General features: G+C 37.6%; 12 protein-coding genes. 2 read left to right on the top strand and 10 right to left on the bottom strand.

Annotation, left to right across the window (positions count from 1 at the left end):
• Positions 1 to 91: 91 nt before the first annotated feature.
• Genes ME1_RS06380 through thiC form a run of 6 tightly spaced genes read right to left on the bottom strand, consistent with a single transcriptional unit; the run spans position 92 to position 5,204 of the window.
• Positions 92 to 850: a hydroxymethylpyrimidine/phosphomethylpyrimidine kinase gene (locus ME1_RS06380; protein WP_004864727.1), complete on the bottom strand. Its 759-nt coding sequence runs from the start codon at positions 848 to 850 to the stop codon at positions 92 to 94.
• A complete protein-coding gene (locus ME1_RS06385; RefSeq protein WP_004864728.1) occupies positions 841 to 1,446 on the bottom strand; it encodes a thiamine phosphate synthase in 606 nt (201 codons plus the stop codon). Before ME1_RS06385 ends, ME1_RS06380 begins: the two co-directional genes overlap by 10 nt.
• Positions 1,443 to 2,216 (bottom strand): thiazole synthase, encoded by a 774-nt coding sequence (locus ME1_RS06390; protein WP_004864730.1) that lies wholly within the window; start codon positions 2,214 to 2,216, stop codon positions 1,443 to 1,445. The genes ME1_RS06385 and ME1_RS06390 overlap by 4 nt, the downstream gene beginning before the upstream one ends.
• Positions 2,217 to 2,220: 4 nt before the next feature.
• Complete coding sequence (thiS, locus tag ME1_RS06395) at positions 2,221 to 2,418, bottom strand: sulfur carrier protein ThiS (RefSeq protein WP_004864732.1); 198 nt, start codon at positions 2,416 to 2,418, stop codon at positions 2,221 to 2,223.
• 3 nt (positions 2,419 to 2,421) lie between these two features.
• Positions 2,422 to 3,372, bottom strand: coding sequence for a glycine oxidase ThiO (gene thiO, locus ME1_RS06400; RefSeq protein ID WP_004864734.1), 951 nt, complete (start codon positions 3,370 to 3,372; stop codon positions 2,422 to 2,424).
• Positions 3,369 to 5,204, bottom strand: coding sequence for a phosphomethylpyrimidine synthase ThiC (gene thiC, locus ME1_RS06405; RefSeq protein ID WP_004864736.1), 1,836 nt, complete (start codon positions 5,202 to 5,204; stop codon positions 3,369 to 3,371). The genes thiO and thiC overlap by 4 nt, the downstream gene beginning before the upstream one ends.
• A gap of 703 nt (positions 5,205 to 5,907) precedes the next feature.
• On the opposite strand from thiC, the gene ME1_RS07985 reads away from it, so the two are divergent.
• On the top strand, positions 5,908 to 6,066 hold the full coding sequence (locus ME1_RS07985) for a hypothetical protein (protein WP_004864737.1): 159 nt from the start codon (positions 5,908 to 5,910) through the stop codon (positions 6,064 to 6,066).
• A 922-nt stretch (positions 6,067 to 6,988) separates the two neighbouring features.
• Entirely contained in the window at positions 6,989 to 7,969 is a 981-nt protein-coding gene (locus ME1_RS06410) for a phage tail protein (RefSeq protein ID WP_004864739.1), read from the top strand.
• A gap of 363 nt (positions 7,970 to 8,332) precedes the next feature.
• Here the strand turns inward: ME1_RS06410 and ME1_RS06415 are convergent, their stop codons facing one another.
• Genes ME1_RS06415 through ME1_RS06430 form a run of 4 tightly spaced genes read right to left on the bottom strand, consistent with a single transcriptional unit; the run spans position 8,333 to position 12,174 of the window.
• Positions 8,333 to 9,127: a heme ABC transporter ATP-binding protein gene (locus tag ME1_RS06415; protein ID WP_004864741.1), complete on the bottom strand. Its 795-nt coding sequence runs from the start codon at positions 9,125 to 9,127 to the stop codon at positions 8,333 to 8,335.
• On the bottom strand, positions 9,124 to 10,221 hold the full coding sequence (locus tag ME1_RS06420; RefSeq protein WP_196793137.1) for a FecCD family ABC transporter permease: 1,098 nt from the start codon (positions 10,219 to 10,221) through the stop codon (positions 9,124 to 9,126). The genes ME1_RS06415 and ME1_RS06420 overlap by 4 nt, the downstream gene beginning before the upstream one ends.
• Entirely contained in the window at positions 10,211 to 11,110 is a 900-nt protein-coding gene (locus ME1_RS06425) for a heme/hemin ABC transporter substrate-binding protein (protein ID WP_004864745.1), read from the bottom strand. Before ME1_RS06425 ends, ME1_RS06420 begins: the two co-directional genes overlap by 11 nt.
• Positions 11,111 to 11,127: 17 nt before the next feature.
• Positions 11,128 to 12,174, bottom strand: a complete 1,047-nt coding sequence (locus ME1_RS06430; protein WP_004864746.1) for a hemin-degrading factor — start codon at positions 12,172 to 12,174, stop codon at positions 11,128 to 11,130.
• Positions 12,175 to 12,435: the final 261 nt, after the last annotated feature.

Below are 12,435 nucleotides of genomic sequence, written 5' to 3' on the forward strand. Positions count from 1 at the left end.
TATCTATACATGTACATTGAATTTAGAATAGAATATTCCATATAAAATACAGCAAGAATATTTAATCAGATTATGGCACAACTTTAAACTTTTAATGACATTTTTGATTGTGATTTAAAAGCAATGTGTGCATATATGCTTTTGCCTTTTTTATGGCTTGTGTCATAGATTCATTTAATGCCAAATGTGCTGCAATAGCGCTTGAAAGGATGCAACCTGTTCCACGCATTGTTTTCATTAAGCGTGGGGTGGAAATATTGATAATTTCAGTTTTATTAATGAGGCTATCAGTTGCTAGAGGACCCTCTGCATGTCCACCTTTTATCAAGAGAGAGTGTGGACCAAATGACAGAAGTTTTTTTGCTTGTTGTATTGCTTGCTTATCATGAGATGCCAATGGGCTTTTGCTGAGAAGAGCGAGTTCTTCTCTATTCGGTGTTAAAAGATCAACATGAGGGAGAAGTTTATGAATCATAATTTCTATGATTCCTTCTGTTGTTAATTTCCCCCCTGATGAGGCGACAAGTACAGGATCAAGAATAACTGGAATATGGGGATAGTCTTTGAGGACATTACAAATGCCTCCTATAATTGCTTGTGTTCCTGTCATACCGATTTTTATTGCCCTTATTGGATTGGCTTCTAAGGCACTGCGCATTTGTGCGGCAACAAGTTTTTCACTCATTGGAACGATTTCAGCAACGTGATTATCATCTTGTACATTAACACAGGTGATAGCTAGATTTGCTTGTATTTGAAAATGTGCGGCCGTCTCTATATCGCGAACAATACCAGCCCCTCCTGTTGGATCTGTTCCTGCAACAATAAGAATCGAAGGAATTAACGCCATACTCGTGTCATCTCTATCCATTGTTGGACACGCTGTTCAGGTTTTTTATGGAGGAGAATATCGGTTACAACAGCAGCACTATTGGCACCTGCTTTTAAAACACCAATTGCACGTTCTGGTGTTAAGCCACCGATTCCTACCAAAGGTAAAGTACCAATCCGTTTTCTCCATTGCTTAATTTTATCGAGTCCTTGTGGGTTCCATTTCATTTCTTTTAAGATTGTAGGATAAATAGGACCAAGGGCGATATATTCAGGATTAGCAGATATTGCGAACTCTAGCTCATGTTCATCGTGTGTGCTGAGACCAAGCTTTATATTGTTTCTACGGATTGCAGGAAGATCAGCATTGCTTAAATCTTCTTGTCCGAGATGAATAAAATTGCATTTTTCATCAATTGCTATTGTCCAATGATCATTAATAATTAATTGTGCTCCGAATTTATCGCATACATTTTTTGCGCGCTTAATATGTTGACTAATCGTTTTGGGATTTTCATTTTTCATACGCAATTGTATGAGTTTAATTCCAAGAGGAACCAAACGTTCAACCCAATCAGCATTGTCAACAATGAGGTAAAAAGGATCCAGTTTCATGAAAATACTGCTTTTCCAATGACTGGTGTTGAAGGAACTGCTATATTACGTGCTTCGAGAATTCCTGCTTTATATCCCATATGTCCTGCTTGAACAGCTTTAGAAAATGCTTCAGCCATTAAAACAGGATCACCTGCTTTGGCAACAGCGGTGTTAAGAAGGACAGCATCATAACCAAGTTCCATAGCAATAGCAGCATGCGATGGACGCCCAATGCCGGCATCAATAACAAGAGTAACATCAGGAAGGTAAGCACGGATAGAACGCAATCCATCAGTATTATGAGGACCTTTGGCAGAGCCAATAGGAGCACACCAAGGCATAATGACATGGCATCCAACGTCCAAGAGCTTTTCAGCAACAATGAGATCATCTGTTGTATAGGCAAAAATTTTAAAACCTTCATTATTTAAGATTTGCGCAGCTTCAATTAAGGAAAAAACATTTGGCTGTAAGGTGTCTGGATTACCGATAATTTCGAGTTTAATCCAAGATGTTTTAAAGAGATCGCGAGCTAAGTGGGCAGTGGTCACAGCTTCTTTAACGGTGTAACAACCAGCGGTATTGGGAAGTACTGTTACACCAAGTTCTTTAAGAAATTGCCAAAATTGTCCACCTTGTTTCCCACCTGCTGTTTCACGGCGTAACGATACGGTTACAATTTCTGTATTTGATTTATGAATAGCATCACGAAGGATTGCTGGTGAGGGATATTGCGCTGTACCTAACATAAGACGAGAAGAGAATTTACGTCCATAAAGATTCAGCATAGTTTTAGCCTCCTTGCATTGGGCTTAAAATTTCAATTTTATCTCCTTCATGCAAGACAAATTGGCTTCGTGCATTGACAGGAATAACTTCGGCGTTCACAGCGGTTGCAAGCCAATTTCCCTCATATCCCAATTCTTCAAGTAATAGACTGAGAGTCATAACTTCTGTGTGGATTGTTTCACCATTGACAAATATTTGCATATTTTACTCCAATGCCAATTTTATCGCTCGTTTTGCCATCTCTGGAGATAAAAGGAAACCATGTCTATAAAATCCATTAATCGAAATATGATTACCATGTTTGTACACAGAAGGGAAGTTATCAGGATAGGATGGTCGTATACCAACACCGGATTCAATAATTTCTGCTTCAGCAAAAGCTGGATGCAAGGTATAAGCCGCATTGAGTAATTCCATCATTGATCTCACAGAGATAGCGCCATCAAAGTCACTCTCAATCATTGTTGCACCAATCATAAAAATATTATTTTGTCGAGGTACAATGTAGAGAGGAAACCGTGGATGGAGAAGGCGAATTGGACGAGAAATGTTAATATCTGTACTGCGGACAAGAAGCATTTCACCGCGTACACCCCGTATATTTTTATCTTTTCCTAAACGCGCTATTCCAGTTGCATCAATAACAATATCAAAATTTGTTTCAGATGTTTCTACATCGACAAAACATGCTCCGTTTTTTATAAGCTTTTCTTTTAAAGTCATAAGTGCTTTACGAGGATCAATATGTGCTTCTTTTTCATAAAAGAGAGCATAGTTAAAACGTTCTGCAAGATCCGGTTCAAGATGCGCTATTTCTGCACCGCTGATCGTTTTGTGATTATGGGTGCGCATTGAAAATCGCTCAAGTTCTACCCTATCGCGCATAGGGGCAACAACTATAGTCCCTTTTTCTATGACAAGATTTGGAAGTGTTTTGCGCCACCATTGTATGGCTTGTACACCAAGATCTTCAACAATTTGTTCAGCATTTTCTCTTTCACAGTAAGGCGCAAGCATTCCTCCTGCATACCAACTGGCAGTTCCTATAGGAGAATGAGGGGGAGCCGATAGGGTAACAGAAATACCTTTTTGTTGTAACATAAAGGCAACTGTTAAGCCCCCTATACCTGCACCTTTGATAAGAATATTTTTCACCTGTTGGCTCTCTTATTTTGAGCAGGAATGGCATCTACATAAAGATCACCATTCTTTTGATATTTCTCGGACATAACAGTCATACCTTCCTCTTTTGTTTTTCTTATTGCTGCAGCATCACGGATATCATGGGAAATACGCATGGAACAAAATTTGGGCCCACACATGGAACAAAAATGCACTAATTTATGCGCTTCTTTAGGCATTGTTTCATCATGGAAAGCACAGGCTGTTTCTGGATCAAGAGAAATATTGAATTGATCATGCCACCTAAAGTCAAAGCGAGCACGTGAAAGGGCATTATCGCGCAATTGTGCTCTGGGCAAACCTTTGGCAAGATCAGCAGCATGGGCCGCGATTTTATAAGTGATCACGCCAGTTTTAACATCATTTTTATCGGGGAGTCCTAGGTGCTCTTTAGGCGTTACATAACACAACATGGCTGTTCCAAACCATCCAATCATAGCGGCACCAATTGCGGATGTAATATGATCATAACCAGGAGCAATGTCAGTAGTGAGCGGTCCCAAAGTATAAAAGGGTGCCTCATGACAGAGCTCTAATTGTTGCTCCATATTTTCTTTAATTTTGTTCATTGGAACATGCCCAGGTCCTTCAATCATAACCTGTACATCTTTTTCCCAAGCAATTTTTGTCAATTCTCCCAAAGTCTTAAGTTCGGCAAATTGGGCTTCATCATTAGCGTCGGCAATAGAGCCTGGGCGCAAACCATCTCCTAATGAAAGAGAGATATCATACGTGCGTGCAATATCACAAATTTCATCAAAATGTTCATAGAGAAAACTTTCTTTATGATGATGGAGACACCATTTTGCCATGATTGAGCCACCACGTGAAACAATACCTGTTACCCGATCAACGGTTAGAGGGATAAAAGGTAATCTTAATCCTGCATGAATGGTAAAATAATCAACACCCTGTTCTGCTTGTTCAATAAGTGTATCACGGAAAATATCCCATGTTAAATTTTCGGCAATACCTTGTACTTTTTCGAGTGCTTGATAAAGAGGAACAGTTCCAATTGGAACTGGCGAATTTCTAATAATCCACTCACGGATATTGTGAATATTCCGTCCTGTTGAGAGATCCATAACTGTATCTGCTCCCCAACGAATAGCCCAAACCATTTTATCAACTTCTTCTGCCATGGATGAAGTAACTGCTGAATTACCAATATTTGCATTAATTTTAACACGAAAATTGCGTCCAATAATCATTGGTTCGCATTCTGGATGATTGATATTGTGAGGAATAATAGCGCGTCCACAGGCAATTTCATTGCGAACAAATTCGGCAGTATAAATTTCCGGTAGTGATCCATTAAAAATTTCATTCGGTTGTACTTTTTGTTGCTCTTGTATTACAAGACCTTCATTTTCTCGTATAGCCACATATTCCATTTCTTCAGTAATAATGCCAGCACGTGCATAAGCCATTTGTGTAATTGCTTTGCCCTTTTTTGCTCGCAAAATAGGCCGTTTTTGTTCAAAGGTTGATACAGGGGGAGTATCGTAGGTTCCCCCATTATCTTCGGGTTTAATTAATCGTGCAGGATAAGATTCGGTATCAGCGCGTTTAGAGAGCCAAGATGAGCGAATTGCTGGTAAGCCTTTTGTAATATCAATGATCATATTTTCATCGGTATATGGACCGGAAGTATCATAAATATTTAAAGGTTTTTCACCACTGCCATCGGTCAATGAAATTTCACGCAGTGAGACACGTACATCAGAAAAAAGAGGACTTTGTTGGTAAATTTTGCGTGAGGCGGGAAAGGGGCTGCAACTGATGGATGGAATATCTTTCTGCATAAATTTTTTCCTTGTAAACACATAGTTCAAAAACAGATTGCGATATTAAAGGGGAAATATTCAAATTATTAATCAGCTGTGCTTGCGTTAAGGAATGTGTATAATATCGCTATATCAAGGCACACCAGATGAAAATCAAAAAGCTTTATTGAAAAAATTGATGCAATATTTTCCATAATATTTGCGCTACCCCCACTTAAAGCATTTTTGTTAGCATAACTATGGTTGGCTTAAATATCTATATTGTCAATCGTAAAGATATGTTTTGAACGATTTTTATGTGTTTTTGGAAATGAAAACAGAAATTATGAAGTGGAAAGCTATAATACGAAAGTTTTTTATAAAGAAGCAGTAAGAGAAAAAATTTATTGCCAAAATGAGAGGGCTTATGCTTATTGCTTTTCTTAAGTTTTATTTTTTACATTTCATGTAGCTTTCTGATTTAATAGTCAGTCTTTAAACATCAGTACTCTTTGTATGAGTACTGATGTTTTCTAGTTAGAAATTTTTTTTGAGGTGTGATAGTTTTTCTCCTGAAATGAGAGCAAATATTATTTCTTACTGCATGTTTTTTAAATTTGCGTGCTTATTTTTTATACTTAGTCGTGAGCTTAGTATATCCCTCATGCTTTTAGGAAAGACAGAATCGATCAGCAAAACAGTTCGGCGAATACTAACTCTGATATTGCAATGAGGAGGGAGAATGCCAATAATTACAGGGACGGGTAAGTTTCTTCAGCGTTTTACTGATATTCCTTGGAGTTTATTACTCTTGCAAAAAAAATCTGTATATAATAAAATGCAAAGAAATGCAGTTATTCTAGCTGTTAGAGGGGGGACGATTACAAAAGTTAGTTTTTGAGGGACTAAGGCGCGCGTTTCTAGGGGAAGGGGCGTGGTTATATTTTTCAATTCACGTAAGAAATTAGTTGCATTCTTCAAGTTTGATGAGAGTGTATGATGCATCTTTTATATTTATAATATCATTCTGAGATTATTAAGTTGAAGCGTGGGATTGTTTATGGCTTTTTCAGTATCCTTTGTGGTACTATTTCAAAATAGCAGGCGTTCAATAAAAGCGTTGATATTTATCCGGTGAGAGGCAGTTTTAACAAAAATCATAGCCTATTTTAAATGAGGATAAAGCAAAATAACTTGAAAAATTTTGCAACTACAAATCAAGAGATCGTAGTCATTTGCGTAATTTCTTATGCATAATATGCAAAACAATCCGTATAGACTAACATATTGTAAATTAAATGACTTTTAAAAAGTGTTGAGAGTGCTGGAAAGTACAGTAGGCTTTATTAAGCTTTTTAAGTGCGTCAATTCGTTTCATGTTTAACTTATGGGTAATTATATCCAACCGCAGTTATAGCAAATCCACAGCAAGAGATTTTGTGACTGATATTTTAGATTTTTACAACAGACTGAAAATTTTAAAGCTTAACCGGATAATGACAACGAGGCAATAGGAGGCAAATGATACCAAATAGGGTGATTATATAGCAAGCGAAAAGCCTTAATACGATTTTATTAAAAAGATATAGTGGATTGAATTCATTTTATTTGGGAGGAATAAAAAGAAAAACAAATCGCAAGTACAGATTGGTACAGCAGAAATTCTGTATCGACGAAGGATAGCGTTTTTTGCACTTTGACACATATTTGCAGACTTATCACCATTAATTGATGGGGCTCGGTAAGGAATGCTTGCTTTATGTGGACAGAAATAAAAAAACGAAGTTTCGAGAAGAGTGATTGAAAATAATGGGGGGATTAAAATGTCTAATATTTACGACTGGTCGTTAAAGGCTGATGAAAATGCCAATTCAGATAGTATTATTAATTGGGCAGAGGGGCAGCCACCTAGTTCTGTCAATGATAGTGCGCGGGCGATGATGCAGCGTGTGCGTGAATATCTTGCAGACAGTGGTGGTTCTATTGATTCAAGTTTTATGGTGAATGTAGAAGATAAAACAACATTTATCACGTTAAAGACAGCTTCACTTATAGAAAAATATAAAAATGATATCATCATACGTTTTAAGTCTCGTGGCGTGAACATTGGCAGGACGACAATAACCGTTAATAGCATAGGGGAGAAGCCAATCTATAAGGCAACCAATGCGGGTATTATACCATTAGAAGGCGGAGAGCTACAAACAGATGGTATTTATGAGATAGTATATAATAGCAATGTTTCAATAGAAGATTATGATGGTTGGTTTCTCTTAAATCCTACACCTCTTCCACCACCAAAGGTAGAACCCTTTCCTTGCGGGTTTATTGCTACATTTGCTATGCAAGAAATGCCGAACGGCTGGCTTTTATGCGATGGCGCTGTTTATAAACGCAAAGATTATCCGCAGTTATTCAAGGCAATAGGTGATAAATGGGGAAAAGACAGTAATACAACCTTTAAAGTTCCTGATTTTAGAGGGATGTTTTTACGCGGCTTTGATAATGGTCGTGGTCTGGATTCAAATAGACAGTTTGCAAAAGAGCAGCAAGATTGCATAAAGTCACACGAGCATGTTTGCACCATTGAAAGGGCAGGAGAGCATACACACAATTTTCAATATGATGGAGTGGGATGGAGTGCCAATGATATTGGCAGACGGAACCCAAGTTATCACTACCAAACCATTACAGGGACAACACAATCGGCTGGTGCACACACACACAAGGTCACCATTTCACCAACAGGTGAGAGAGAAACACGACCTGTTAATACAACAGTTGTTTATGCTATAAAATCATGAGGATTATTGAGTAATCAATAATTTGTTTGCTTTTAGTGAAGTTGTTAACGCGGAGCAATTTCGCGTTACTTTTTATACAAGTAATAAGAAGTTCAGGTAGTATAAATAAGTTACTTAAGAGTTTTAAAACGCTCTTTAAGTGACTAGGGAGTAATTTTAAATAGCTGTAGAGCTGAGAATATAATTCATTAACGAGAAAAAATATCAATTACTTTTTCTTTGTAAATCCATAATTGTATAGAGGAAATGCATAAAAGTCATTTAAAGTTTATCATTAAATTGTCTGAAAATATTTCATTTTGCTGTGCAGTTTGATTTTAACTCTTTGATTTAAATAAACAGATTTTTGAAAAAAACATTATTTTATAGGCAGGATGCTGTTTGAGGGAGTATAAATGGAATATCTGCTTTAGGTAATTCAGAAACAATTAAGGGACAATGATAAACATCACGGAGATTTTGTGTTGTCAAAACGGTAGAAGCATTTCCCTCGCAATGAATCTTTCCTTGCTTTAGCAGTATCATTTTATCTGCATAATGTGATGCAAGATTGAGATCATGGAGAACAGCAAGAACACCACCGCCACAACGGGCAAAATTTTTGGCAAGGTCCATAACAACAAGCTGATGCTGAATATCAAGGCTAGCAATAGGTTCATCTAAGATCATCCAACGAGGAACTCCATTGTAAACGGGTTCCCAGACTTGGCAAAGTACACGAGCAAGTTGCACCCTAGCTTGTTCTCCTCCTGATAAATTATGGTAATATCGCTTTCCATAGTCAGCAAGGCCGACGCGTTCCAAGGCTCTTTGGGTAAGATTTTGCAATTCAATTTTGGAAATGGTAAGTTTATTTACAGAAAGACCAAGTTCTACAACTTCATGGACTAAGAATGGAAATGCTAGCATCGTTGATTGTGGAAGCACTGCACGCATTTTTGCCATTTCACAAGTTTTTGTCTGACGAACATCATAACCATTTAAAGTTATTTTCCCACTGTAGGAAAGCTCCCCACTCAGCGCTTTGATGAAAGTGCTTTTCCCAGATCCATTAGGACCGATAATAATGGTAAAGTCACCACAATTCGCATGTAAGTCTATATGGTTAAGAATTTGTTTTTTCCCGCGTTGAACACAAATATTTGTTGCCTTAATCATGAAAAGTTTGTTCCTCTTTTGTGTATAAGGATCCACAGGAAAAAAGGCGCACCAAAAAGCGCTGTAACGATTCCAATTGGTAATTCTGCTGGGGCAACAACTAAGCGTGCAAAGGTGTCAGCAAAAATAAGTAATGCCGCCCCTAAAAGAGCAGAGCAAGGAATGAGATAACGATGATCTGGACCAATGAGCTGACGCAAAATATGAGGAACAACAATACCAATAAAACCAATTCCTCCACTGATAGCAACTGCACTCCCACACATAAGGGCAACAAGGAGAATAGCGATATTTTTAATCCGTTGAATATGAAAACCAATATGGCCGGCAACGGCTTCTCCAAGAGCAAGAGCATTAAGTGCTCGTGATAAAAGAGGCGAAAAAAGAAGACCAACACAGATAAAAGGAAAAACAAGCCAAACTTTTAACCATGTGGCACCTGCAAGAGAACCAAGATTCCAAAAAGTAATATCACGCAGTTGTTGGTCATTTGCAATAAAAATGAGTGTTCCAACAACAGCACTGCTTAAAGCACCAAGAGCAATACCTGCAAGAAGCATTGTTGCAATAGAGGTAAAACTATGGTGCGTTGCTATTGTATAAAGAACAATTGTTGAGAATAGTCCACCCAAAAAGGCGCCTATGATCACGTTGTAAGGCTCTAGAAAAGGTGCCAATGAAGCAGGAAAGGCAATACCAATAACAATTGCTAAAACAGCACCAAGACCTGCACCTGCTGAAACGCCTATAATTCCAGGATCAGCAAGAGGATTACGGAACAACCCTTGCATGAGAACACCGGAAACAGCGAGAGCTGAGCCAATCAATAACCCCAAAATGACACGGGGAAGCCTAATATCGATAAATATGAGATAATCACGCGTCTTACGACTCACTGAAAAGTCTTGCGTAAGCATTCCATGAAGAAAATCAAAGAAAGAAACGTCTGAAGCTCCATTCAAAATTCCAGCAAAAATGCTGAAGATGAGAAATATGAAGAGACCTAAGAGTACAATCTTTCTGAAATTCGCACGATCTATTTTTTTATTCTCATTTGTTTCAGGTGTATACATTATAGATGTGCTATTTACCATTTTTGTTTTCACCATAAAGCATATGAATAAGTTCTCTTGATGCATCTGCAGTGCGTGGACCAAATCCTAAAAGATACATAATATCCATCTGTTTAATAGCATGATTTTTGGCTGCATTTGTTGCTTGGATTGCTGGAATAGCTAAAATCTTTTCAAGGTTAGTGGATTTCCCCCCATGTTTCACAAGCAAAATAACATCAGGGTTTGATTTTAATAATGCTTCACCATTCAGCAACTTATACCCTTTATAATCAGAGATGGCATTGATACCACCTGAAAGTTTTATCATACCATCTGCAGCTGTACCTGTTCCAGATGCCATAACACGCCCATTTTGTACGGAGAAAATAAAAAGGACACGCTTTTGTTTTGTTACTTTTTCCAAAAGAGCATCATTGTCTACAAAGTCACAACTTATTTTTTTAATGAGTGCAGCCGCTTCTGCTTCACGATGAAGGGCTTTACCAACGAGACGAATCTTTTCTATAACATTTTCTCGGGAATAATTTTCTGGCACGATCACTATAGGAATCGATGTTTTTTTAAGAATTTCAATTGTTGAAGGGGGGCCACTTCCTTCAACCAGCAATATACCTTCTGGAGCAAGTGATAAAACACCTTCAGGTGAAAGAGCACGCATATATCCAAGGACAGGAAGTTTGAGCGCTTCTTGCGGATAAACACTTGTACTATCACGGGCGACAAGTTGATCTTGGGCTCCCAATGCATAAACAATTTCTGTAAGAGAGCCACCAATGGAAACAATACGGGCATTTTCAGAAAAGTGTGTTGTAGGTTCAGCGTATACTGGCTGAGAAAAGAAGGGAAGAGAGAGCAGTATGAAAATAAGAAAAAAATTTAGTATTCTACGCAAAAAAAGTGTAAGCATGCCCAACTTTACCTTATCTAAGCAATTGCTGTTTCTCTATATGAAGGTAAACTATTCAATAAAGAGCGCCAATCTTCACGTTCTTTTTGGCCTTCCTTTCGCATGCCAAAGAATTGAACAATCATCTCATTATTTTTATCAAAAACTTCAAGTGAGCTGACATAACCATCATTTGTAGGTTTGCGAACATGCCATACTCTATCGACTCCAGAAAGTAATAAATGCATGTCGAATTTATGATCAAGAATATTAATCCACGGTCCCATTGTTTTAATGTTCTTTATTTTCCCACTGAAAATTTGGATACACCCTCTATTGCCAATAAAGCACATAATTGGAATTTCTTGTTGTGCAGCTTGGTTTAGCATTATTTCAATAGAGTCCTCACTTAACGCGTCAGAAAATTCACTACCGGCATATTTTACAGCGTCATGCCGATTCATTTTTAGTTCAGAAATAATTTCATGAAGTTGATGTACATCAGTCATTTTCCGCCAACGATCTCGGAAATGTTCAACATCTAGCTTTGCTATATCACATTGAACTGAGCTTGGAGCAAGAAGAATATCAAGAACAGGGGATTGATCCTCATGAAGCAACTTCTCAACAAGTTTACTCCACTCTTCCATATTTGTCGTATCGGTAGGATAGAGCTTAAAAATAGAAACGCCGCTTTGATCAAAAAATTGTAGACTTTTTGTAGGTTTTCCGAGAACAATCATGTCATATTCGAAACCAAATTTCCATTGTTTTGGAAAAATGCGTAAGTCAATTTCACCGAGAGTGATTGGAACATGTTGGCTTTGAACAATCTCTCCAAAACGTCCTGTTATTTCATGAACAGCATATTCATTACGTGTTAATGCCATAACTGTTCCAAGCTGAGGAGCACTTTCTAGAAGAGTTGCAACATTAGCATGTAATCTTTTTGCTTTTCCAATTGCACAATATGCCGCAACAAATTCTGCTTCAGATATACCAATAGAGACTGCAAAATCACGATTCCGCATCTCTTTTTTTTCTTCACGCAAACGAATAATCATTTCGGCTGTATATGATGACATGAACTTTCCTTATGTTAATTTTAGAGAGTTAACTTTCAAAATTTTATCATTACAAAGGCAATAGGTTGAGTCATTCTCAACGAATGGCTCAACCCTTCACAAAATAAGCCCCTAATAATCAACAGCAGAGCAATCAAAAATTGATAAATTAGGAAGAATTAAAGTTTTTCTTTCACATCTTTGTGATTGAAAGAAAAATGAGAACAGAAACACAATAATTCATCCTTTTGTTGATACAATTTTCTATTGATCTAAGAGTTA

It is taken from the genome of Bartonella vinsonii subsp. arupensis OK-94-513 (genome assembly GCF_000278235.1).
Classification (GTDB): domain Bacteria; phylum Pseudomonadota; class Alphaproteobacteria; order Rhizobiales; family Rhizobiaceae; genus Bartonella; species Bartonella arupensis.

Excerpts from the sequence above, each read along its gene's own strand:
- ME1_RS06380 (WP_004864727.1), bottom strand. The coding sequence starts at position 850 with ATGGCGTTAATTCCTTCGATTCTTATTGTTGCAGGAACAGATCCAACA.
- ME1_RS06385 (WP_004864728.1), bottom strand. The coding sequence starts at position 1,446 with ATGAAACTGGATCCTTTTTACCTCATTGTTGACAATGCTGATTGGGTT.
- ME1_RS06390 (WP_004864730.1), bottom strand. The coding sequence starts at position 2,216 with ATGCTGAATCTTTATGGACGTAAATTCTCTTCTCGTCTTATGTTAGGT.
- thiS (WP_004864732.1), bottom strand. The coding sequence starts at position 2,418 with ATGCAAATATTTGTCAATGGTGAAACAATCCACACAGAAGTTATGACT.
- thiC (WP_004864736.1), bottom strand. The coding sequence starts at position 5,204 with ATGCAGAAAGATATTCCATCCATCAGTTGCAGCCCCTTTCCCGCCTCA.
- ME1_RS07985 (WP_004864737.1), top strand. The coding sequence starts at position 5,908 with ATGCCAATAATTACAGGGACGGGTAAGTTTCTTCAGCGTTTTACTGAT.
- ME1_RS06410 (WP_004864739.1), top strand. The coding sequence starts at position 6,989 with ATGTCTAATATTTACGACTGGTCGTTAAAGGCTGATGAAAATGCCAAT.
- ME1_RS06415 (WP_004864741.1), bottom strand. The coding sequence starts at position 9,127 with ATGATTAAGGCAACAAATATTTGTGTTCAACGCGGGAAAAAACAAATT.
- ME1_RS06420 (WP_196793137.1), bottom strand. The coding sequence starts at position 10,221 with ATGGTAAATAGCACATCTATAATGTATACACCTGAAACAAATGAGAAT.
- ME1_RS06425 (WP_004864745.1), bottom strand. The coding sequence starts at position 11,110 with ATGCTTACACTTTTTTTGCGTAGAATACTAAATTTTTTTCTTATTTTC.
- ME1_RS06430 (WP_004864746.1), bottom strand. The coding sequence starts at position 12,174 with ATGTCATCATATACAGCCGAAATGATTATTCGTTTGCGTGAAGAAAAA.